This window comes from Chitinophaga sp. Ak27 (assembly GCF_012726295.1).
GTDB lineage: Bacteria > Bacteroidota > Bacteroidia > Chitinophagales > Chitinophagaceae > Chitinophaga.
On sequence record NZ_JABAOB010000002.1, the window covers coordinates 307,889 to 332,442 of the forward strand.

Below are 24,554 nucleotides of genomic sequence, written 5' to 3' on the forward strand. Positions count from 1 at the left end.
CGAGGTCGTCCGGCTTTTTTCTTTTGCAGAAATATTTGATAGTCTAGCTGGTTTTGTATTATTTATTAAAAAGTAATCGCTTTTACCAGAAAAATTTTATTTTGTGGCTATGCACGTGACTATGGAGGAGTTACTTTACCGCATACAATTTCACGATGATCAACTCGCTTTCAAAGCGCTGTACCAGCAGCAGGTATTCAGGTTATACCAGTTTGCCTTTGCTTTCGTAAAACAGCGCCAGCCAGCGGAAGAAATAGTGAATGACGTATTTGTAAAGCTTTGGGAAAAGCGACACCAGCTGGATAAGATCGGGCAGATAAGAGTGTACCTGTATGTGGCGGTAAAGAATGCCGCGCTAAACCAGCTTCGCCGGTCTTCCATCTTTACAGAAACAGATCTCGACTCGCTCCATGTACAGCATTTCCGGCTCGAAGCTGACACGGAGCAGTTGCTGCTCACCCACGAGCTACAGCAGGCGATTGCTTCGGCCGTAGAACAATTGCCTCCTAAATGCAAAATGATCTTCAAGCTGGTAAAGCAGGATGAACTATCATACAAAGAGGTGGCAGGCATCCTCGGTATCTCTCCTAAAACGGTAGATGCCCAACTGGCCATTGCCGTAAAAAAGCTCGCCGCCCGCCTCCAATGTTTTGCCCCCGTACATGCCCTCCCGGATGCCGGCGGAAAGAATGACTAAGCCCTTCTCTCTATCTCTCAAAAAAAATATTTTCCCCCCTTTTAGGGAATCGCGGTTTGCCCCGTGTCCTTATACACAGGTCCTATTTGAATGAAATGAAATCTGAAAGAATAGCAGTATTGATGGCAAAAAAGGCCAGCCGGTCTGCCAGCCAGGAAGAGCTGGAAGAACTGGATCAATTGCTGGCAGCGGATCCCGGTGCAGCTTTCACAGCTTCCATCATAGACAGGATGGGTAATAAGGCGGCCGGACAAATAGAATTTGCAGAGCAGGGCTGGGAGAAAATAGCGCCCCGTCTGTCTGCCGCGCCAGTTACTGCCCTGCGCATTAAACGTGGCTGGTGGGCTGCTGCCGCTGCGGCGGTAGTGGGACTAACGGCAACGGGCATAGGGTGGCAGTGGTGGCGTGAGCAGCACCCTGCTATCGCCTCCCGGCAGGAAATTACCGCCCCGCTCGGGCAAACCATGAAAGCGCTGCTACCCGATGGTACCACGGTATGGCTAAATGCGGGGAGCAAGTTGAGCTACGACCAGCGCTTTAATAATAACAACCGTGATATCCATGTCAGTGGGGAAATATTCCTCGATGTAATAAAAGACGATGCCAGGCCCTTTGTAGTGCATACCCGCAAACTGGATGTACATGTACTGGGCACCAGCTTTAATATAAAAGCATACGATGATGATAACCGCTCAGAGGTAGCCGTAGTGGGAGGGAAGGTGCAGGTGGTGATGCACAACAGCCCGGAGAAAAAAGTAATCCTGTTGCCACATGAAAAACTGATTTTATCTACCACCGGAAAAACCGACAGCCTGTCGCTGGTCAATTTCGCCGAAATCAACGGGAAAGATAGCCTGGTGGCCGAAACCGCCTGGCGCGAGCAGAAGCTGGTGTTCAAAAATGAAACCTTCGAATCAGTAGCCCGGAAAATGGAACGGCAGTTTAACGTCACCATCTCCTTCGAAGATGAAAGCCTGAAGAAAGAAATACTCAGCGGGGTATTTGAAAAAGAAGGGATCGTAAAGGCATTGAAACTGTTACAGATGACGACACCTTTCCATTTCCGTATCCAACAGCGACAAGTATATATATCTAGATAACAGCGCACATTTTATCAAACCAAAAACTACCTGTAATGAAAACACGCGTAAACAACTGCAGCACCTGACCAAACCATAAAAAAAGGAAGAGCGGAGCTCTTCCTCAAAAGGCTTATAGGTATCAACAGGGGTAAGCAGGCTTCGAAACTTCACTTACTCCCTTCTTTACAAACCTTTCTAAAACAAATCTATGAAAAAAAGAAGATTTGGCAGGGCATCCTATGCGCTCCGCCAGACACTCAAACTATTCCTCATTATGAAGTTGTGTTTTGTCGTGGTGCTGATATCCTGCCTGCATGCGTCTGCTACTGTGTTTTCACAGGAGAAGTTCACCTTGTCCTTCGTGAAAACGGACGCAGATAAAATTTTTGAGAAAATCCAGCAGGAAAGCGACTACCGGTTCTTTTACAACTACAATACCATCCGGCAGCTGGGCAAAATAAACCTGCAGGTGAAAAATGCCAGGCTCTCCGAAATTATGAGCCGGGTGTTGGATAGCGCCTTCGCATATAAAATCATAGATAATAACCTGGTAGTAATTGCGCCCCGCAACGAAGCCTCTGCAGCAGATAAAATCACCGGGCGCGTGGAAGATGCGAAAGGACATGCCCTGATTGGCGTATCTGTAAAGGTAAAAGGCGCCAGCACCGGCGCAGTAACAGGCGCCGATGGCAACTTCTCCGTCATGGCCCCCGCCGGCGCCACGCTGGTATTTACCTACATGGGCTATGAACCCAAAGAAGCCATCGCTGTTCCCAACCAACCTTTATATATTGTACTGGAAGAATCTACCAGCGGCTTAAATGAAATTGTAGTAGTAGGATATGGTACCCAGAAGAAAAAAGACGTAACGGGCGCCATCAGCTCCGTTAGCAGTGCCGACCTGCGCAATGTGCCGGTACGCAATGCGGGTGAAGCCTTACAAGGCAAAGCCACCGGCGTAACCGTGGTGCAAAGCAGTGGTAGCCCCGGATCGGCTCCCGTAGTACGTATCCGCGGTATTGGTTCTATCACCGGCAGCAACAGCCCCCTGTATATCGTAGACGGCTTACCACAAACAGATATCGGCTGGCTCAATCCCAACGACATCGAGTCGATGGATATCCTGAAAGATGCCTCTACTTCTGCCATCTACGGCGCCAGGGCCTCCAACGGCGTGGTAATCATCACTACCCGTAAAGGCAGTCGCACGGAACAAAAAATGCACGTCACCTTCGACAGCTACACCGGCATGCAGTCTGCCTGGAAAAGGCCCCACATGCTCAACGCCGCCGAGTTCATCGAATATAAACAAAGAGCCGCCACCGCCGGTAATTCTCCCATGCCCACCAGCTTAAATACACCGGAGAAAAAAGCGGAAGTACTAAAGTTCGTGGCGGAAAACACCGGCAGTCCCAATGGCACCGATTGGTGGAAAGAAATTATCCGCGACAATGCGCCTATGCAAAGCTATAACGTAGGACTCACCGGCGCCGGCAAGAATATCGTTTATGCTACCAGCGCAGGATATATGAAACAGGAAGGTATCGTGAAAGGCTCCGATTATGAACGCATTTCCTGGAGAACCAATGTAGGCGCAGATATCAGCCCCCGGGTAAAACTTACTACCAACGTTGGCCTCATCTATGAAAGCCGCCGCAATGTTGATGAAAACAACCCTTTTACCGGCACCATCTTTAGCGCCATGACAGCAGATCCGATAACACCGGTATACCGCAATCAGCTCAAAAATGTACCTGCTTTCTTTAGCAGCATCATGGATGGTTATGAAGCTAACAACCCGTACTCGCAATACGCTGGTATCCTCTATTCCAACAAACCTAACCCGCTAGGGCAAGTGGAACGCATGCAACAATCAGTATGGGAAGGCATCGCAGTAAAAGGCGGCGCTGCCCTCGATGTTAAAATTATTGACCCACTGATGTTCCGCAGCAACTTCGGCCTGGACCTGGGAAGAGGGATCTCTAAAGGATTTACGCCATCCTTTTTCCTGAATGCTTTTGATTACAGCACTTACAATACCATCAGTAATAACTCTTCCTGGAGTAATTATTTTGTATGGGAAAATACGCTCAACTTCGACAAAATTTTTGGTAATCACCATATTACCGCCCTGGCAGGTATTTCGGCAGAACTCACCAAAGGTTTGTCCTACGCTGCTTCCAAGCAGGGAATAGTGAACAATGATTATGATATGCGCATCATCGATGTGGCTACGCTGAATCCTAACGCTTCCGGCTATACGTACTCCAGCGCCATGCAGTCTTTCTTCGGGCGTATCAACTACGTGTATGCCGACCGCTACATCCTGGCGGCCAACGTACGCCGCGATGGCACCTCCAACTTTGGAGAAGGCTATCGCTGGGGTACATTCCCATCTGCCTCTGCTGCCTGGCGGTTTACGGAAGAAAACTTCGTAAAAGATGCCGGCATCTCCTGGCTGAGCAGCGGTAAACTGCGCGCCAGCTACGGTTCTATCGGTAACCAATACACTGGTACGGGCAGTGGCCTCTATCTGTCTACCTACGGTAACACCTATCAGCGCTACATTTTCGGAAACACCAGCACTGGATACCTGGGCGCCGAACGTAAAACCATGGCCAATCCTTCCCTGCAATGGGAAACATCCAACCAGGCCGATGTGGCCCTGGAACTCCAGCTGTTTAACAGTGAACTGGACGTAACCGTCGACTATTTCAATAAACGGGTAAACAATATGTTGGTAGTAGTACCACTACCAGCTACTATGGCTTACCCTGTAGATATTCCTTTCTGGAAAAATGCCGGCAGCATGGTGAATAAAGGCTGGGAATTATCCATCGGCCACCACCATACCTTTGGCGATTTCTCTTACAATGTTCGCGCTAATATTTCCACGTTTAAAAATGAGGTGTTGACAATGGGCGGTGGAGAACCCGTGTACTCCACTGCTCATTTGGGTGAAGTGATCAGCAAAACTGAAGAAGGAAAACCTGTAGGCTACTACTTCGGATGGAAAACAGACGGCATCTTCCAGACACAGGAGGAAGTAGATAAAAGCCCGCAGAAAGGAGTGAGCTCTCCCGGCGACCTGCGATTCAAAGATATCAATGGCTACGATGCCAACGGTAAAGTAGTGCCCGGCCCCGATGGTAAGCTGGATGCGGCCGACCGTACCATGATCGGTAACCCCTGGCCCGACTTTGTGTATGGCCTGAGCATCAATCTCAGCTTCAAACGTTTTGATCTGAGCATGTTTTGGCAGGGCTCCCAGGGCAATGATGTGATGAACATCCTGCGCTATGATACAGAAGCCGGCACCGGCTGGTATAACGCGCCCAAAGGCTTCCTGGAAAAGTCCTGGAACGGCCCCGGGTCTACCAACAAGTACTACAAAATTTCTTCTGTGGCAGCGTTGAACAACAGCGTGTCTGATTACTTCGTGGAAGACGGTTCTTACCTGCGCCTGAAAAATATACAACTGGGATATAACTTCCCCGCCAACTGGCTGGAACGTGCGCGTATACCACAGCTACGGCTATACGTAGGTGCACAAAACCTGTTCACCTTTACGAAATACAGTGGGTTAGACCCGGAAATGGGTAGCAGCGATCCTAAGCTAATGGGTATCGACCAGGGATATTTCCCACAGGCCCGCACGTATATGATCGGACTGAATGCCAAGTTTTAATCACTAACACTGCCACTCATGAAAAAATTCGTATATTCTTTACCCTTAATAGCTGTTTTGCTCGTCACTTCCTGTGCTAAAGATTACCTCAACAGGCCACCACTGGGCAGGCAAACAGATGAGAATTTTTACCAGTCGCCCGGCGCCGGTTTCAAAACTGTTGTCAACTGCTACCTGGGATTTTATGACTTCTGGGGTTACCAGGCCGCCATCGCGGAGCTGGGCAATATGGCCACCGACGAAAGTGATAAAGGAGGCTCCGATGGCAACGATCGACCCTTTGTACTCGACCTGGGATTTGGCCGTACCCTTTCCAATAATGAAACCCTCTCCAATCTCTGGAAAGCCTGCTACAACGGTATCGGCAGCTGCAACGTAGCACTGGAACATCTGCCCGATGCACCGCTCCTCGATAACAATGGCGTTAAACTGGACGAAAATATCCGGAAGCGTTACCTCGCTGAAGTACGTTACCTGCGCGCCTATTATTACCTGGATTTGGTACGCATTTTTGGTGGAGTGCCTTTGGTCACTAAAACCCTGGGCGTAGATGACCGCAACAAAATTGTACGTGCGTCTTCCCAGGAAGTATTCCAGTTTATTACCAGTGAACTGGAGGCCGCCGCCAACGATGCCGCACTCCCTTCCCGCAAGGATATGCCCGATGGAGAGCAGGGCCGCGCTACCAAAGAAGCCGCCTGGGCGCTGCTGGCAAGGGCCTACCTCTTCTTCGCAGAAGATGATAAAACACTCTATGCTAAAGCAAGAGACGCGGCTAAAAAAGTGATCGACTCCCAGGCCTTCATCCTGGAACCACAATACCAGCAACTGTTTTTGAAAGATGGTTATAAAAGCAGGGAATGCGTTTTCCCACTGATCTTTGGCGACGATCCTGCCGCCTTTATCTATGGCTCCACCCAGCCTGTATATTGCTCGCCCCGCAGCGCCGGCGGATGGGGCTTCGATTGCCCCACCCAGTCGCTGCTCGATGCCTTTGAACCCGGCGATCCCCGCGTGCTGTTCACCATCCTCGACCAGGGCGATGTATTTCCTAAACCCGGCGGACAGGAAGTGCTCGACTTTTCCACCTATCCCAACACCGGTCATCATAACCGCAAAGTGTTTCTGCCAGCGGCCCGCCGCGGCCAGGGCTGGGGCAACGACGCCTGGACCATGCACCTCATACGCTATGCTGATGTATTACTGATGTATGCAGAAGCGCTGCTGGAAAGTGGTGGCGATAAACAAACCGTAGCCAACTACATCAACCAGGTACGTACCCGCGCCGCCGCTTCCCCACATACTGATGCGGAAGCCACTTCCCGGGTGCGCACGGTGCCTGCTACGCCTTTACGCCCGGTTACGGCCGGCGATGACCTTCGTGTGGCAGTGAGGCATGAACGCCGCGTAGAACTGGGTGGCGAATACGGCCGCCTGTTCGACCTGCTGCGCTGGAATATTTATGTGACCACCATGAAAGACTTCTCTACGAAACCTTACGCCAACGGCAAAGGCAATAGCTTCAAAGCACCTGCCAGTGGTAATAAATACCTGTTCCCCGTTCCGCAAACGGAAATAGATAAAAGCGGGGGATCTATCAAACAAAACCCAGGATACTAATACGATGGCCCAAACCGGCTGAAAGCCCTCCTTTCAGCCGGTTATATTTTTATTTCAGAGAACTATGAGAAAGCTTTGTCCACTGTTGTTGCTGGTACTGCTTTTTGCCTGTACCTCCAGGAGAAGTACTACCAGGATTTTATGTTATGCCACCCTGCGCGATAGCGGATGGGTGAAACAAATACAGGCTGCTGCCGCTAAAGAAGGCTGGCAACTGGTGCTAACGGGCGACCGGCACCTGTTCCAGGAAGACTCGCTCCGGGAGTTCAGCGCGGTTTGTTTGCCCTTTTCTTTATCTGATAGTCTCGACTTCCGGCAGGTGCCGGCATTGAAGCGCTATGCTGAATCCGGCGGTGGTGGCATACTCGCTGTGAAAGATACCACCGCACTACGCAAAGACTGGCCATGGATAAAGGAATGGACAAGTTTACCCACCGGCAAAGCACTCAAACAGGACGATGGCAGGTTATACCTGCTCGCTCCCAACGCTGATGCAGTTAGCTTCCTGACCGCATTGACCTATCTCATCGGCGATAACGCTTTACCCGATTATAAACAATCGCTTACCCTGCTCCCGCCCGATACGAGCCGCTACACCTATACCGTGCTCGATCATGGCCTGGATGAACCCATGGAAATGTGTATTCTCCCCGAAGGAAATGTATTGTTTATCGAACGTAAAGGCGCCGTAAAACTATACGACGCCCGGCAGCACCAAACAAAAAACATCGGGCATTTCGATGTATTCAGCGGTATAGAAGATGGCCTGCTGGGCGCAGCGCTGGACCCTAACTTTAAAAGTAATCACCGCGTATATTTTTACTATGCACCCGCCGGCGAAAAGTGGTTCAATAAACTGGTACGGATGGAGCTGCACGGCGATACGCTCGACAAAGCTTCTGAAAAAGTAATGATGGAAGTACCTACGCAACGCCGCTACTGCTGCCACTCCGCAGGATACCTGGCATTCGGGCCGGGCGGTCTGCTATATCTCTCCATCGGCGATAATACCAACGCAGAGGAAACCGAAGGATATACCCCCGTAGATGAAAGAAAAGGCCGGGAACTGTCTGATGATCAGGCCAGCGCCGCCAACAGCAAAGATCTCAGGGGAAAAATTTTACGCATCAAACCGGAAGAAGATGGCAGCTATTCGATCCCGGATGGAAATCTCTTCCCGAAAGATGGCTCGCAGGGCCGTTCCGAAATATACGTGATGGGATGTCGCAACCCTTACCGTTTTCACGTAGACATGAAAAACGCATTTGTATACTGGGGCGACATCGGGCCCGACACCAAAGTACCTTCTCCGGAAGGTAACACCGTAAGCTTCGATGAGCTCAACCAGGCACGGAAACCAGGCTTTTTTGGATGGCCTTACTTCAACGGCAACAATCAGCCGTACCCGTTATGGGACTATGCTGCAAAAAAAGAACGCCCAATAAAAGATCCGCAACATCCGGTCAACAGCTCACCCAACAACACCGGCGTCAAAAACCTTCCACCCGCGCAACCAGCCATGATCTGGTACAGCGATGCCCGGTCGCCCATATTTCCTATGTTGGGTAAAGGAGGAGAATCGGCCATGGCTGGCCCGGTCTTTTACAGCGACCTATATAAAAATGCCCCTTACAAACTATCGGACTACTATAACGGCAAACTTTTTTTCTACGACTGGGTAAGACATTGGATCATGGCAGTTACCATGGATAAGGAAGGCAACTACCTCCGTATGGAGCCTTTCCTGGAACATATTCCGTTTGCCGCCCCAGTAGATATGCAGATTGCCCCCGATGGCAGTATTTACATGCTGGAATACGGTACCAACTGGTTTGCTAAAAACTCCGATGCCAAACTGGTACAGATTACTTATGCAGAAGGAAATCGTAACCCGGTAGCTACTATCAGCATACCGCAACAATACGGTGCAGCGCCGTTTACCGCCCATCTTTCCGCCGCCGCCTCACTCGATTACGATAAAAATGACCAGTTGACCTATACCTGGAAAATAGGAGATCAACAGCTGAAGGGCGTGGAGGTGCAACACACCTTCACACAGCCCGGGAGTTATAAAGTAACACTCACGGTAATGGATGATCATGGTGGTACCGGTACTGCTACCGCCGATGTTAAAGTAGGTAATACGCCGCCGGTAGTACAGATCAATACCACCGCTAATCGCAGCTTCTATTGGGACAATGCCGTACTCAATTACCAGGTAAGTGTGAAAGATCCGGAAGACGGAAAGATTGACAGCAGCAAGGTACAGGTAAGCTTCGATTACCTGCCTATAGGGAAAGACCTGGCACTGGTGCTGGCCAAAGGCAGTAGCGCGGGACTTAACCCGGAATTTGCCAAAGGCAGCCAGTTGTTCTGGTCGCTCGATTGTAAAGCCTGTCACGCCGAGAAAGCCACTTCGGTAGGCCCGGCATTAGTAGACATCGCGCACCGCTATAACGCCAACGAACCTACAATCAATAAACTGGCAGCCAAGGTTATTGCCGGCGGCAGCGGTAACTGGGGCGGCCGTACCATGTCGTCGCATCCTGATATGTCCAAAACAGACGCGCAGGAAATCGTGAAATACATTCTTTCCCTGGGCGCCAGTACTGCCTCCATCCCCCTGCAAGGCGATTTACCACTGGGTAAGCATACCGGCAAAGGGCACGAAGGCGCTTACCTGCTCATGGCTACCTACACCGATAAAGGCGCTAACGGGATAGCGCCAATCACCACGCGTGACCATATTATGCTGAGAGATCCGTTGCTGCAAATCGAAGATGCCGACGAAGCCAAAGTATTTCTCACCACGCAAACCACGCTGGCACTCAGTTACGGTCTTCCGTATCACAACAATTTTGTACGCTTCAATCATCTCTACCTCGATGGCATACAAAGCGTACAATACAATATACAGGAACAAGGTATGGGAGGGGTGATAGAAATGCGTCTCGACAAACCCGATGGTGCATTGATCAGCCAGCTGACCATTGCCCCGGGCAAAGCGCCCGATGCTAAAACCGGTTGGAAGGTGGTGGCTGCCCCCGTGAAACCGGTAACAGGACTGCATGATATCTATTGCCTTTTCAAAAGTACAGATGGAAAAGAAGGCCACCTTTTTAACATCGATTGGCTGAAGTTTTCAAATCAACATTAACATATGCCTGTAGCCATTCGTATTCGTTTATCCATACTCATGCTCCTGCAATACTTCACCTGGGGAGCATGGTATGTTACCATGGGCACTTACCTGATTACAGCACTCAAAGCCAATGCCGTACAGGTAGGCGCCGCCTACGCCAACCTGTCGGTTGCCGCCATGATCTCTCCTTTTTTTGTAGGGATGGTAGCCGACCGGTTCTTTGCAGCACAACATGTACTGGCGGTCCTGCATATAACAGGAGCGGCGATACTCTGCTGGTTAAGTGTAGTACCAGGATTTAATGGCTTTTGGTGGCTGATTCTCTTATATACCCTGTTATACATGCCTACGATGTCGTTAGCCAATGCCATCTCCTTCCGCCAGATGACGGATGCTGGCAGGGAATTCCCCTCCGTACGTGTATTCGGCACCGTAGGATGGATCATAGCAGGGCTGCTGATAGGTTCCCTGGGTATAGAAGCCACCGCCATACCTTTTCGTATAGCCGCCGTCTGCTCCCTGTTGCTGGGTATTTACAGCTTTTCCCTGCCGCCAGCGCCGCCTGTACGAAAAAAGGTGATGTTGTCGGACGTAATCGGTCTCGATGCACTGGTACTCTTCAAGGACCGTCGGTACGGTGTGTTTTTTATTACAGCCATTACTATCTGCATTCCGCTGGCTTTTTATTACAGCCTGGCCAATCCTTTTCTCAACGATAAAGGCATGGTAAATGCGGCGGGTAAAATGACCCTGGGGCAGGTATCGGAAATGGGATTTATGTTGTTGATGCCCCTCCTGTTTAGCCGGCTGGGGGTAAAGAAAATGATGCTGTTGGGCATGGGCTGCTGGATTATGCGCTATGTCTTCTTCGCCCTGGGCGATAATGATACCAGCGCCTGGATGCTGTATGCTGGCATCCTCCTGCATGGCGTATGCTACGATTTCTTTTTCGTAACAGGGCAGATATATACCAACCACAAAGCCGGGGAAGCTGTAAAGAGTGCGGCACAGGGGCTCATTACTTTCGCCACCTATGGGGTGGGCATGCTGATAGGGTCCTATGTATCGGGCTTTACGGCACAGTTATACAGCAGTAAAACAGGAGAAATGATACATTATCACTGGGCATCTATTTGGCTGGTGCCGGCGGTTATCTCCGGGATAGTATTAGTATTCTTCGGGTGTTTTTTTAAAGATCATCATCATAAAAATTAAAGTCATTGCAATGAATCATCCATACAATCGCCGGCAGTTTATCCGGAACACCGCTATTACAGGAATTGGATTAGGGCTAACCGCCGCTGCGCAACCACTCATGGGCGCTATACCCCTGGCCGGTCAGCGGAGAGTGGGTATTATAGGACTGGATACGTCGCATAGTGTGGAGTTCACCAAAATGTTGAATGCTGCCAGCCCTGATCCTGCATTTTTGGGATATCATGTCACCGTAGCCTATGTACAGGGCAGTAAGGACATTGCCTCCAGCCTGGAGATGGTGCCGGGCAACCTGGCTAAGATAAAGGAAATGAACGTTGAAATTGTGGATACTATCGATGCATTGCTGAAAAAATGTGATGTGGTGCTGCTGGAATCCAACGATGGGAGAGTGCACCTGGAACAGGCTTTACCGGTGCTGAAAGCGGGGAAACGCCTGTTTATAGACAAGCCGATGTCAGCCTCCCTGGCAGATACGAAAGCTATTTTTAAGGCAGCGGCTCAATACCATGTTCCCGTATTTTCTTCTTCCGCTCTTCGCTTTATCGACAGCATCCGGCAGGTGAATGGAGGGAGCATTGGAAAAGTAACCGGTGTGGATATTTATACGCCTTCACCCACGGAAAAAACACACCCCGATTTGTTTTGGTACGGCATTCATGGTGTGGAAATGCTTTATGCCCTCATGGGGACGGGCTGTAAACGCCTGACCCGTACTACGGAAACAGATATGGATCATATCACCGCCGTTTGGAACGACGGACGTATAGCCACTTTGCGGGGCGTGAAAAAAGGCCCCTATGGCTTTGGTGGCCATGCCTTTGGTGAAAAAGCCATTGCAGCGATCGGTGATTTTAACTCCTATCAGCCCCTGGTGGGGCAGATCACCCAATTCTTTCAAACCGGTATCCCGCCGGTAAAACCGGAAGAAACCATCGAGATGATGGCGTTCATGGAGGCGGCGGATGAAAGCAAGCGGAAAAACGGTGCTGCGGTGACGTTGAACGGATAATGGTCAACGGCTTACATTCACCTGCTGTTGCAACTTTACAGCATCTATATCTCTCAGCAGGGTATCTATTTTTTTACTCAGGATTTCTGCGCCGGGGCCATTCATATGGTCGCCATCGTAGAAGTCCTGTATCGTGAAAGACGAATCCCGCAGGAAATTGTGATAGTAAACATTGTCGTTATTGCTCACCAATTGATCAATGGTACGCAAGGTCAATGATAGCTGTGCGGTATCGAGGTGATTGTAGTAGGTGGGATAAGCAGGCGGCGTATAGAAGAGGACTGTAGCATTTTTTTGTTTAGCTATAGAGATGATTTCATTCAAGATAGCCTTTTGCGTTTCATACAATGCCCTGTTTTTATTGGTGTGCTTTTTGGCGCCTTCCAGCCCGGTGGCAGCTACATCCTGCATTTTTTGGAAGGGGATTTGCCAACCCAGCGCAGTGCAGCCCACGCTTTCCCGCTTTAATAGGTAATAAAGGATCAGCCTTTTAATATTCAGCTCCAGGCTACCGGTCAATATTTCGGTGTAGTCGGTTGGCCTTTTAGAGCTGTGCAGCTGAAAATAGAGCATATAATATTTCACCCGCCATGATTCACTGGCTTCAGATAAATTCGTAAACAAGGTGAAATAGGAGATGGGTAACACCACATGCTTCAGATGTGTGAGCTGTGGCGCAAATTTCTTCAATATTTCAAGGTCGTAATCAATGCTCTGGCTGCTGATAGCGGCATTAAAACTGTTGCCGCTGATAAATGCAGGATTGATGCCGAGGTAAGCATGTGAGCTGCCGAGGAACAGCGTTTCAATACTGTCGGCATGCTGCTCCATATAATGCCGCTTATACGCATATTCATTGGGAATGCGGCGTAGCAACACTTCGAATACCAGTGCCAGCACGATGATAGGCAACAGGAAAATAGCTATCTTCTTAAGTATTTTTTTCATGTCTAAAACTGGAAATAAATAAATTGCTGATCAGTACCGGCAAAATAGAAAATGCAGAAAATAATGGCATAGTACACCGACCAGCGGACCAACCTCGGCCGGCGTATCGCCAGGCGGGCAATGGCATATTGTTCTTCTCTTCCCATCCACTCAATGACCATAAAGATAAATATCAGTACAAAAATTTTTACCGGCATTACTTCCGGTACGGTAAACAGCGAGCGTGAAAATATTTTCGCAATAAAATCCCAGGCCTGGCCTATGTTTTCTGACCGGAAAACAATCCAGGCAAGGTTAGCTAGTGCGAAGGTGAGCACCATATTGATGGCCTCCCTCATAGTTGGCCAGGTTCGGCCCTGGGCAACTATTTCCAGGTGATTACGATTGTTCTTGGAAATAATCAGCGGCAGGATGAACAAGGCATTTAATCCGCCCCACACAATAAACGTCCAGTTGGCGCCATGCCAGAACCCACTCACCAAGAAAATGATAAACGTGTTTCTCACCCGCATCCAGGTGCCTCCCTTACTACCTCCCAACGGAATATACAGGTAGTCACGGAACCATGACGACAGCGATATATGCCAGCGGCGCCAAAACTCAGCTATATCCCTGGAAAAATAAGGATAGGCAAAGTTACGTAGTAAGTCTATCCCAAAAAGTTTGGCCGTACCTAAAGCAATATCTGAGTAGCCGGAAAAGTCACAATAGATTTGGAACGTAAAAAATAAAGCGCCGATAACGTGTGTACTGCCGGAATAATCGCCGGCATTGTTAAAAATCATGTTGGCATAGTAAGCGCAGTTGTCCGCTATCACCACTTTCTTGAACATACCCCACAAAATCTGCTTCAATCCATCTATTGCCTGGCTGTAATTAAAGTGACGTTCCCGTTTAATCTGCGGGAGCAGATGAGTGGCCCTTTCAATAGGACCTGCCACCAACAGGGGGAAAAAGCTCACAAACACAGAATACGTCACAAAGTCTTTTTCCGGCTTGATCCTGTCTTTATAAATATCTATCACATAAGACAACCCGTGGAAGGTATAAAAGGAGATACCCACCGGTAACACGATATGCAATACCCAGGGACTGGTATGCAATCCAACCAGCGATAAAGCCTGGGCAAAAGAGGCCGCAAAAAAATTGAAATATTTAAATACCCCCAGGAACCCCAGGTTGATGCATACACTCAGCCAGAACCAACTTTTTTTGATGGCCGGTGTCCGCGCTTCTGCCATCTTCAGGCCCGTAAAATAATCCAGCAGGGTGGAAAAGATAAGCAGGAAAAGAAAGCGGTAATCCCAGCAGGCGTAAAAGAAATAGCTGGATACCAGCAGCAAAGCATTCTGCAGTTTCAGGCTTTTATTCGTGACAAACCAATAAAGTGCCAGCACAATAGGTAAAAAGATGACAAAGTTTATCGAGTTAAAGAGCATGAAACAGGTTTATTTTTTCCTAAAAATTTTGTAGGTCAATTTCATAGGTATCACAAAATTATTTGATGGGACAGGATTTATTAGAATTCGCGAAGCTAGGTAAAAAATAAGATAACAACAACCCATCCGCAATTACCTTGAAATTTGATGCCGTTTCCCCGCCACACGTGGTGTGCGGGAGCAGAATCATCCGTATCCCTGGAAAAAAGATTACCTTTGCGGACATTTTCAAAGGGATATTATGAAGTTGAATGAACTATTACAGGAAAGGGCCAATCACCAGTGCGAGTTATGCCAGGCTGCTGCTACGTTAACCGTATATGAGGTTCCTCCGCAATCCTATGCTGACCAGGATAATTGCATCCTTATCTGCGACACCTGTCAATCGCAGATAGCTCGTAAAGCAGAACTGGATAGTAATCACTGGCAATGCCTGACTACCTCCATGTGGAGCGAAGTCCCCGGCATACAGATCGTTTCCTGGCGCATGCTCCAGCGTTTAAGACATGAAAGCTGGGCCATGGAAAGCCTCGACATGATTTATCTCAACGATGAAGCGCTGGCTTGGGCCAAAGCTACCGGCGACCATGAAAGCGATGCCGCCGTGGACCTCCACAGGGACAGCAACGGCGCCATCCTGCAAAATGGCGATACGGTAATACTCACCAAATCCCTCGATGTAAAAGGATCTACCCTGAATGCCAAAATGGGTACCGTCGTCAAAAATATCCGCCTCGTAGAAGATAATACCGGACAAATTGAAGGAAAAATAGAAGGTCAGCTAATCGTTATTCTCACCAAATACCTGAGAAAACAAGCATAACCTGTTACCGCTATAAAGAGAAAGGAGCCACACATTGCGCGGCTCCTTTCTCTTTATAGCTTGTATCTCCAGGGATCAGACAGCCCGGCTAAATTCCTCCTCCCTGGGGGCCGACAAGGACTCCTGCGACAGGAAGAACGGCTCCAGCACAATCTTTACCCATACGATAGAACAGAACACCGCTTTCACGGCATAGGGCTCTACATAAGTCCTGGCAATCCAATACGGCGTAATCAGGTCGGTAGACGAAAACGAAGTAAATACGAGCGTTAGTACAGCCAGCACCGTATTGATACGGGTGGGAGGCTGGGTAAAATACCAGATAGCTACGCCGGTTAATGCAATAATATAAGTAGGCGACTCCCCCTTGTGATTGAAGATAACCACCCAAATAAGTATAGAGGCCAGCATATTCAGGCGCAATTGAGGAGTGCTGCCACTATACAAGATCTTGATGAATGGCAGCATAAAGATGGCAGCTGCGGTTAAAATGAATCCCTGCTTGGGGATGTCCATGTTAAACCAGGTATGCCACCAGCCCATTACCGATACGCCGTAGGAAGCAGAATAGTCGTTGGCCAACAGGTGTGCCCAGCTCTTATAGAGGAAGGTCAGCTGATCAGCGGAAATGACCAGCAACGGCATTACCGCAATCACCAGGGTCCAGAAAACGGTGTATAACGCTGCCTTCCAGCGCTCCGGATATAGTAGGAACAGTGACATAGCCACTACGCCAAATATCTTGATATATACCGTAATGACCAGCAGTAAGGTGGCCAGCCACACTTTCTTGTTTTCCATACAATGCCAGGCCAGTATAAAAAAGCCCGCGATGAAGACGTTGATTTGTGAACTGGTTAAAGCAATCATCATCTCAATAGCCAGGAACAGGAGCAGGATGGATTGCCGCTCCTTAGGTATCGGCAATTTCCGGATCGCCACCAGGAATATTATCACATTCATCAGGTTCCAGCAGATCAATGCCGGTACGTCCGGCATCCACGCAAAAGCACCCATCCACATCGCAAAAGAAGGACTGTACTTATACAGGTCGTAATATTCATCTTCGTACAGCACATATAAATCCTGGTTGTGTACCAGGTGCGACCAGGCATCTTTAAAGATCAGGAAGTTATTGTAACGGGTCCAACGCTCCATGTCCTGGGAAGAATACCAGGAATGAAAAGAAATGGCTACCGCCATCAGTAAAAACAACGCATATAAATATTTAATCGGAATCCTGCTCACGGCATTACATACGGCATTCCAGCGCCCCTTAACGGCAGATATTAACATGATACGGTTTTAAGTGTGACAGTTGTTTCAGGTTCTGATGCCAAAATTATATAAAATTTTTTTTATTCGTCACGGTAGAGATACCCGGGAAAAGAATAATGACAATATTAATATACCCTTAATATATTATGAGTATTTAATATGAATAGACAGTATCGTGAAAAGCCTAAAGTTGGGGTCACTCAATCGCCGATAATTCCGTATATTTTGAAGCTTTTGTTCAACGCCCGGACCTGTTTACAGACGACTTTTAGCACCATACCGGTATTTATTACACCCCTATTGCATTTTCTCAATTAACCAATAAAGCCATAAAGTACAGCACCGTTATGTTACAACACATCTGCAAACAGCTGCTATTCATCGCACTGCTAGGCCTGCCGGGACTTTCCGCCCTTCAGGCACAACAAAGTTATCAAATGAAGCCCGTTGCCATCCAATCCCGTTGGGCCAAAGAAGTCAGCCCCCAAAACGCTTTGCCAGCTTATCCGCGCCCTCAGCTCGAACGGAAGACCTGGGAAAGCCTGAATGGATTATGGGAATACGCTATTACGCCTGCTAATGCGGCCATCCCTGCCACTTTCGATGGACAGATCCTCGTGCCCTTCCCCCTGGAATCCGGCTTATCCGGCGTAAAAAGATCACTGCTGCCCGATCAGCGGCTCTGGTATCGCCGCACGCTTCAAATGAAGCCGGCTGCCGGCGAAAGAACCCTGCTGCATTTCGGAGCGGTCGACTGGCAAGCCACCGTATATCTCAACGGAAAAGAAGTGGGTACGCACACAGGCGGCTACACCGCCTTTACCATCGACATCACTGCTGCAGCCAAAGCAGGGGAAAATATCCTGTTGTTGAAAGTATACGATCCATCAGATAAAGGAATAGGTCCTCATGGCAAACAGGTACTCAATCCCGCTGATATCTATTATACCCCCAGCTCGGGGATCTGGCAAACGGTATGGCTGGAACAGGTGCCCAGGGATTATATCGCCGGCTTATTGCTGACGCCCGATATCGATAAAAGCCTGCTGGATATCACCGTCAATGCGCCTGCCGGTTATACCGTAACCGCTACTGCACTTAGGAATGGCGCCGTGGCCGGCCAGGTAAAAGGGAAAAGCGGAGCACCCCTTCAATTGAAGATAGCTCATCCTGAATTATGGGCGCCCGGTCATCCCGTCCTCTACGATTTGTCGGTACAACTGCTGAAAGGTAATACCACGGTAGATGAGGTAAAGAGTTACTTTGGCATGCGAAAAATTTCTGTGGCAAAAGATGAGAAAGGAGTGGACCGCATCTTCCTGAATAACAAACCCTATTTCAACCTGGGCACGCTCGACCAGGGCTTCTGGCCCGATGGTTTGTATACCGCTCCCACAGATGAAGCTCTGGCCTTCGACATCAAAGCCATCAAAGCCATGGGATTCAATACCATCCGCAAACACATTAAAATAGAACCGGCCAGGTGGTACTATTGGGCAGATAAACTGGGCATACTGGTATGGCAGGATATGGTAAGCCCCCATCACAGTCTCCCTGAAGGCGCCAAAGCTGCTTTTGAAGCCCAGTGTAAGGAAACGCTGGCACAACTCCATAACCATCCCAGTATTACTACCTGGGTGCTGTTTAATGAAAAATGGGGCCAATTCGATCAACAGCGCCTCACGGAATGGATCAAACGCACCGACCCTTCCCGCCTGGTAAACGGGCATTCCGGCGAATACCTGTATGTCAACGAAAAACTGCGGAGCCCCAGTCCCAACGCCTATATCAGCGCCGACCTCACCGACGTACACAGTTATCCCAATCCCCGTAATGCCATACAGCTCCCCGGCAAGGCCCGCGTGCTGGGCGAGTTTGGAGGTATAGGCGTCTTTATTCCCCATCACCAGTGGAATGCTACCAGCGCCTGGGGATATATCCTGGAAAAGCCTGCCGCCCTGAAATATAAGTACACCATCATGAACCAGCACCTGCAACTGTTGCAACGGCAAGGCCTGTCCGCCAGCATTTACACCCAACCCTTCGATGTGGAAGGCGAACAAAACGGCCTGATTACCTACGACCGGGAAGTAGTTAAAATTCCTTTTACAGAGATAAGAAAAATACATGCGCCCCTGAATCCCGATATGGGCGACATACCCGCCATTGCCATTCAGGACGCTGATGTTACAGATCCCGCCGCCGCCTACAGCGCCCGGCTACAGGAATATATTGATGGTAACCGGGCACCGGAGTTTTTAAAACAACTGGCCATGATGGCCACTCAGGCAGGCGATAAAGACGGCGCCGCCATGGCCAGCGATGAATATTTTGCGGTCATGAAACCGCCCTATTCAGAAGATGATCTTCGCTACGTGATGCTGGTTACCGCCAGCACGAAAGACACCGGCTTTACCATCATCCGGAATAACGCCAATGCCATCGATAAAGCCATGGGAGCCAGGCAGGCCGCCGTGAAAATGATGAACCTCATTTACCAGGATGATATTGCACCCGCCATACCGCCAGGCAGCAATAACCCCGATTGGACAGCCATCTATACCACCGTAAAACCTTACGGCGCTCCCGGCGAAGAGATCTTTTTAAGAGCCCGGACCATCTACCAGCTCAACAAACAAGATAAAAATGGCTTCAAACCCATTGCCCGGGAATATCTCGACAAATACGGTGAATATGTAAAGCAGGAGGAACGGAGGAAGATTGAAGCCTTCATGAACCAGGAGTAATGGAAAAATATAAACGAAATAACGCTCCTTCATGGGGCGCTATTTCGTTTTCTTAATTACTATCATTTTTCTATCTTTGAATGAATCGGTTAACCTTATAAGTAACCCTAAAACCTATTCTAATCATTATCCCTTAAAAAGAATGTTCATGAAAAAATTGCTGACTGTAGTTGCTGTACTGGCAACCTTTGCCGTTAATGCCCAAACCAATACTTTCCCTACAAGTGGTTCAGTAGGTATTGGAACGACTACACCGACCGCCAAATTGCAGGTGGTTGACAATGCCCGTAATTACTATGTAAATCGTGCCATTCCTGGTAGTACTACCGATAACGTGACGATTGACTACCTGTTATTGCATGAAATTTACACCAGTACACTGGTGCCAGACCAGTGTGTGATGGGGAAAATTACCGGGGTAAGAGGAAACACTGGGGCGTATAACAGGAAGTGGACAGTAGAAGTTAATACAGCTTCGGCCTATAACACCAATAAAGGCACGCTAATTAGTTATAACGAACCTGCCAAACTGGTAACCGTTGTTTATAACGGTAAAAATTATCTCGCCGTGGAAATTGCCAAACTCGCTTCTTTATACTATTTTTCGTTTACCGGTTATGCTAATAATGAAACATTGCTATTGGTAACTGGAAGCGCTGTTAGTAACCCCCAGCCATTTATACCCACTGATGTTGTCTCTATCAGTGGCATAGCCGCTACAAGCGGCCCTAGCTGGACTACCAATGGCTGGACTAAGGCCCTTAAATTCAATAATGGCGGAGCCATTGAATTTACTTCTCTTACCCGGTCATTTGGCCTGGGTGCCACAGGTAACCAGTTGTATCTCTTTCATGCCAATGCAGATGGAACCGGTGGCTCCAATTATTTTATGATGGCAGATGGTAATAATGGCAACATGACCATTGGCGGCAGTACTATTCCTACTAATTATAAACTCACCGTAGAAGGTACTTTGGGTGCGCGTAGGGTAAAAGTACAACAAGGCGCCTGGTCCGATTATGTATTCCATCCCGATTACCAGCTACCATCCCTGCAGGAAGTGGAAAGTTTTGTAAAAACTAACCGCCACCTGCCAGATATCCCTTCCGAAAAAGAGGTGAAAGCAGATGGCCTCGACCTGGGTGAATTCGACAACCGCTTGCTGAAGAAAGTAGAAGAACTGACATTGTATATAATTGAACTAAATAAAACGGTAGAAGCGCTGAATAAAAAAGTGGCCACACAAGAAGAGATTATCTCGAAGCTATCTCCTGCTTTATCCGCCGCGAAGTAATTTGTATATCGCCCTTCCCTCCGTTGATGTGGGAAGGGCTTTTTCGTATAGATTTCCCCGTTATTTCCCCCTTCCCATCCACAACAACGCATCCAGTATCAGCTGGTTTTGTGCTGCACTACTGAAAGACGATGATAACGTCCGGTTGCTATGATGCTCATAATCCATATCATTATGCCCCATGTTGATGTATAGCATCTTAAACCGCCGGTTTGTCCATACTACGGGATAATAGCCGCTATGCCATATTTCATGCGCCTTGGGACCGGTGCCCAGCGGGAAACTGCTGCTGTCGATTGATAACAGGATGCGGATGTTCTTATTTTTTCGCAGGTCATTGCGCCAGCGATACCACTCGTTCGGCGCGGCCGAAAAAGTATCCGGCAGGTGGCGCGTTGCCGGATGCTGATGGTCTTCTACACGCAAGGTAGCCGTTGTGGGGCGCCAGGTATTGCTCACATAGGAACCGGAGCCCAGGAACGTTTCATGATACCAATCCCAATTTTGTGGTACATCAGAGGGTGTAAGCGCAAATGCGGCAAAGTGAAAACCGATCCAGCCGCCGCCCTGTTCCATGTATCGCTGAAAAGCAGCCCTTTGAGCCAGCGCCTCCGGACGGGTATCCAGGAAAATAACGACCTGGTATTTCGACAAAAACGACGGCTCCATTAATTGCCAGTTGTTGGTGGAATCATACACGAAATGATACTGCTGGGCCATCCGGGAAAACCACTGATGCGCTTCATGTACAAAGCTGATATGAGCAGCGTCGTTTTTGGCGGTATAAAATGCGATAACCCGGAAGGAGGAAATACTATCCTGCGTATAGCCGTTGGCGTAATACAGCAGGCCCAGCATCAGCAGGAGAATGCGTAGGTGGAATTTTAGCTTCATATATCCGGAGAGATAGATATCTTACTAAAATACTCATTTCACAGCAATATTATTACAGGTGCTGCATCCTTAATTAGCGGATTTATTTGCCGCTTTGCCCCTTTGCATGACAAAACGAATTGTCGCAAGTCCCCCTTTAGAATGTCGCTTTTGCACCTGTTACCAAAACCATAGGGCGGGTATCTTTGTAAACGATCATTTACCCTAAAAACATTGGTTATGCAAAAGATTGTTCCATCTCTCTGGTTTAATAATAATGCGGAAGAAGCCATCGACTTCTATACATCCATTTTTCCGGAGTCAAGGATTATAAAGAAGTCCTATTACGGCGAAGGCGCCCCCTTGCCTAAAGGCACCCTGCTGGCAGGTACGTTTCAGCTGGCAGGGCAGGAGTTTTTTGTGCTGAACGGCGGCCCCCAGTTTACCTTTACCGAGGCCATTTCGTTTACGGTGAATTGTAAAACCCAGGAAGAAGTGGATTTCTACTGGAGCCGGTTAACGGCAGATGGAGGCAAAGAAGTACAATGCGGTTGGCTGAAAGATAAATATGGTTTGTCCTGGCAAATTGTGCCCGCTATCCTCGGTGAACTGATGAGCGATAAAGACTCCGCAAAAGTAGGCAGAACAATGGCTGCCATGATGAAAATGGTAAAGCTCGATATTGCCGGCCTGAAAAAAGCATATGATGGCGAATAACTTATTGCCGGGAATTGCCTTCAAAATTAATCAGCCAATGCGTACCATATTTATCTGTCAGACCTCCGAACAATGCTCCCCAAAACGTACTTTCCAACGGATGGGTAGCAACACCGTCGGTGGACAGCTTGGCGTAAAATACACGGGCTTCCCTTTCAGTACTGCAATTTAATAACAGGGAAACGGCATTGCCGGTGGTAAGCCCCGATTCGGGCACCATATCGGTTCCATTGATTACTAATGAACCTTTCGTAAGACTCGAATGCAGGATAAGAGATCTCATACAAGCAGGTATGCTGAGGGAGGCAGGGGATTCGCCGATAGTTTGAAGGATTAATTTTCCACCCAGACATTCTCTGTAAAAAGTCATCGCCTCCCGGCAGTTGCCGTTAAAAGTCAGGTAAGTATGGATGGTGGTCATTTAACCGTTTTTTTGTGTGAAATCATATTGCAAAAATCGTAACGCTGCCGCACTTTCCCAGGGGTGTTTAGCGACAATTCAAAGGCTAATTGCGGCATTAATTGTTTTATTATGATACATGTTTCTGTCCTGGTGCCACTTGGGCATACCAGCTTAGTCAACATTGAAGGCTCCCACCAGATCTTCTCCGATGTCAATAATTTCCTGGTGGCAAAGCAAAGAGAACCCTTATTTAAAGTGCAGTTAGTGGGACTCAACTGGGAAACCAGTCAGCGCAACCGCCTGTTTACCATACAACCGGATATACTTATCACCAGTGTCGGGAAAACAGACCTGGTCATTATTCCCGCCATCCACGACGCCCCCGCTGAAGCCATCGCCCGCAACCAGGATTTTATCCCCTGGATTCGGCAACAGCATGAACGAGGTGCAGCGGTAGCCAGCCTATGCCTCGGCGCCTTCCTGCTGGCTGCCACCAACCTGCTCGATGGTAAACCCTGTGCTACACATTGGATGTTTGCCAGAGCCTTCCGGGAAATGTATCCCAAAGTACTCCTGATGGACGACCGAATCATCACGGAAGAAGACCGGCTTTACACCAGCGGCGGTGCCTACTCTTATCTCAACCTGTTATTATACCTGGTAGAAAAATACGCCGGCAGGGATATCGCCATCCTGCTGGCAAAAGCTTACGCCATCGACATCGATCGCCAAAGCCAGTCGCCCTTCATCATCTTTGAAGGTCAGAAAGCTCATAATGATGAACCCATCAGGAAAATACAGGAATATATAGAAGCCAGCTACCAGGAGAAATTCACGGTAGACCAGCTCTCAGATATGTCGGCCATCGGCAGGCGCACCTTTGAACGGCGGTTTAAAAAATCTACCGGCAACACCGTCATGGAATACATACAGCGCATCAAAATAGAAGCCGCCAAGCGCGACTTTGAAACCAGCACCAAAAATGTGAATGAGGTGATCTACGACGTAGGATATATAGACACCAAGGCTTTCAGAACGGTGTTCAAGAAAGTAACCGGGCTTACACCACTGGAATACCGGAATAAATATAACCGCCAAATCACTAACACGGTAAATGAATAGTTATGGAAAAACTCACTTTTAAAACAACCATCAACGCCCCCCGTAACCGCGTATGGGACATACTCTGGGGCACAGACACGTACAGCGAATGGACCGCTGCCTTTGCCGCCGGCAGTAAAGCGAAAACCGACTGGCAGGAAGGCAGCAAAGTATTGTTCGTAGATGACACCAACCGGGGCATGGTGTCCAGGATTGCCGCTAAAACGCCGGGAGAATACATGTCTTTCGAACACCTGGGAGGTTTCGACAACGGCGTGGAAGATCTCGATAGCACAGAAGCAAAGGGATGGGCCGGCGCACACGAAAACTACCGCCTTACTACCGTTAATGGTATTACAGAGTTGCTGGTAGAATTGGATACGGCTGATGAATACAAAGACTATTTTCAGAAGACTTTCCCATTAGCACTGGAAAAAGTAAAGGCCCTCGCCGAACAATAACCGCTCATGTAAAT

At 48.7% G+C, this 24,554-nt stretch carries 18 protein-coding genes; 13 read left to right on the forward strand and 5 right to left on the reverse strand.

What is annotated here, in order from left to right; translation table 11 throughout:
- The first annotated feature begins 109 nt into the window (after window positions 1-109).
- The 7 genes from HGH90_RS09105 (at window position 110) to HGH90_RS09135 (ending at window position 12,456) form a co-directional block, all read left to right on the forward strand.
- Window positions 110-697 carry an RNA polymerase sigma-70 factor gene (locus HGH90_RS09105; protein WP_168764300.1) on the forward strand — a complete coding sequence of 196 codons (588 nt, stop codon included), beginning with the start codon at window positions 110-112 and terminating at the stop codon, window positions 695-697.
- 95 nt (window positions 698-792) lie between these two features.
- Window positions 793-1,797, forward strand: a complete 1,005-nt coding sequence (locus HGH90_RS09110; protein ID WP_168764299.1) for a FecR family protein — start codon at window positions 793-795, stop codon at window positions 1,795-1,797.
- Window positions 1,798-1,987: 190 nt separating this feature from the next.
- Window positions 1,988-5,467: a TonB-dependent receptor gene (locus tag HGH90_RS09115; protein ID WP_169190920.1), complete on the forward strand. Its 3,480-nt coding sequence runs from the start codon at window positions 1,988-1,990 to the stop codon at window positions 5,465-5,467.
- 18 nt (window positions 5,468-5,485) lie between these two features.
- Window positions 5,486-7,087: a RagB/SusD family nutrient uptake outer membrane protein gene (locus tag HGH90_RS09120; RefSeq protein WP_168764297.1), complete on the forward strand. Its 1,602-nt coding sequence runs from the start codon at window positions 5,486-5,488 to the stop codon at window positions 7,085-7,087.
- Window positions 7,088-7,151: 64 nt separating this feature from the next.
- Complete coding sequence (locus tag HGH90_RS09125) at window positions 7,152-10,244, forward strand: PQQ-dependent sugar dehydrogenase (protein ID WP_169190921.1); 3,093 nt, start codon at window positions 7,152-7,154, stop codon at window positions 10,242-10,244.
- A 3-nt stretch (window positions 10,245-10,247) separates the two neighbouring features.
- Window positions 10,248-11,444, forward strand: coding sequence for a nucleoside permease (locus HGH90_RS09130; protein ID WP_168764295.1), 1,197 nt, complete (start codon window positions 10,248-10,250; stop codon window positions 11,442-11,444).
- A 10-nt stretch (window positions 11,445-11,454) separates the two neighbouring features.
- The gene (locus HGH90_RS09135; RefSeq protein WP_168764294.1) at window positions 11,455-12,456 is read left to right on the forward strand and encodes a Gfo/Idh/MocA family protein; all 1,002 of its coding nucleotides are present in this window, start codon (window positions 11,455-11,457) and stop codon (window positions 12,454-12,456) included.
- A gap of 3 nt (window positions 12,457-12,459) precedes the next feature.
- Here the strand turns inward: HGH90_RS09135 and HGH90_RS09140 are convergent, their stop codons facing one another.
- Together HGH90_RS09140 and HGH90_RS09145 are read right to left on the reverse strand one after the other, a co-directional pair.
- Window positions 12,460-13,404, reverse strand: coding sequence for a DUF1574 family protein (locus HGH90_RS09140; RefSeq protein ID WP_168764293.1), 945 nt, complete (start codon window positions 13,402-13,404; stop codon window positions 12,460-12,462).
- Window positions 13,405-13,406: 2 nt separating this feature from the next.
- On the reverse strand, window positions 13,407-14,843 hold the full coding sequence (locus HGH90_RS09145) for an MBOAT family O-acyltransferase (protein WP_169190922.1): 1,437 nt from the start codon (window positions 14,841-14,843) through the stop codon (window positions 13,407-13,409).
- 241 nt (window positions 14,844-15,084) lie between these two features.
- Between HGH90_RS09145 and HGH90_RS09150 the strand changes: the two genes are divergently transcribed.
- Window positions 15,085-15,666, forward strand: a complete 582-nt coding sequence (locus HGH90_RS09150) for a PhnA domain-containing protein (protein WP_168764291.1) — start codon at window positions 15,085-15,087, stop codon at window positions 15,664-15,666.
- A 75-nt stretch (window positions 15,667-15,741) separates the two neighbouring features.
- Here HGH90_RS09150 and HGH90_RS09155 read toward each other — a convergent pair whose 3' ends face one another.
- On the reverse strand, window positions 15,742-16,962 hold the full coding sequence (locus tag HGH90_RS09155; RefSeq protein ID WP_168764290.1) for a glycosyltransferase family 87 protein: 1,221 nt from the start codon (window positions 16,960-16,962) through the stop codon (window positions 15,742-15,744).
- A 329-nt stretch (window positions 16,963-17,291) separates the two neighbouring features.
- Between HGH90_RS09155 and HGH90_RS09160 the strand changes: the two genes are divergently transcribed.
- Window positions 17,292-19,691 carry a glycoside hydrolase family 2 protein gene (locus HGH90_RS09160; protein WP_168764289.1) on the forward strand — a complete coding sequence of 800 codons (2,400 nt, stop codon included), beginning with the start codon at window positions 17,292-17,294 and terminating at the stop codon, window positions 19,689-19,691.
- Between the two features lie 148 nt (window positions 19,692-19,839).
- Window positions 19,840-20,985: a hypothetical protein gene (locus HGH90_RS09165; RefSeq protein ID WP_168764288.1), complete on the forward strand. Its 1,146-nt coding sequence runs from the start codon at window positions 19,840-19,842 to the stop codon at window positions 20,983-20,985.
- Window positions 20,986-21,045: 60 nt separating this feature from the next.
- On the opposite strand, the gene HGH90_RS09170 is transcribed toward HGH90_RS09165, so the two are convergent.
- Window positions 21,046-21,879 carry a ThuA domain-containing protein gene (locus HGH90_RS09170; protein WP_247679875.1) on the reverse strand — a complete coding sequence of 278 codons (834 nt, stop codon included), beginning with the start codon at window positions 21,877-21,879 and terminating at the stop codon, window positions 21,046-21,048.
- 219 nt (window positions 21,880-22,098) lie between these two features.
- Between HGH90_RS09170 and HGH90_RS09175 the strand changes: the two genes are divergently transcribed.
- Window positions 22,099-22,575 carry a VOC family protein gene (locus HGH90_RS09175; protein ID WP_168764287.1) on the forward strand — a complete coding sequence of 159 codons (477 nt, stop codon included), beginning with the start codon at window positions 22,099-22,101 and terminating at the stop codon, window positions 22,573-22,575.
- 1 nt (window position 22,576) lies between these two features.
- Here HGH90_RS09175 and HGH90_RS09180 read toward each other — a convergent pair whose 3' ends face one another.
- Entirely contained in the window at window positions 22,577-22,996 is a 420-nt protein-coding gene (locus HGH90_RS09180; RefSeq protein ID WP_168764286.1) for a VOC family protein, read from the reverse strand.
- 111 nt (window positions 22,997-23,107) lie between these two features.
- Here HGH90_RS09180 and HGH90_RS09185 point away from each other — a divergent pair, with 111 nt between their 5' ends.
- Both HGH90_RS09185 and HGH90_RS09190 read left to right on the forward strand, forming a co-directional pair.
- Entirely contained in the window at window positions 23,108-24,100 is a 993-nt protein-coding gene (locus HGH90_RS09185) for a GlxA family transcriptional regulator (RefSeq protein ID WP_168764285.1), read from the forward strand.
- A gap of 2 nt (window positions 24,101-24,102) precedes the next feature.
- Window positions 24,103-24,540 carry an SRPBCC domain-containing protein gene (locus HGH90_RS09190; protein WP_168764284.1) on the forward strand — a complete coding sequence of 146 codons (438 nt, stop codon included), beginning with the start codon at window positions 24,103-24,105 and terminating at the stop codon, window positions 24,538-24,540.
- Window positions 24,541-24,554 lie beyond the last annotated feature (14 nt).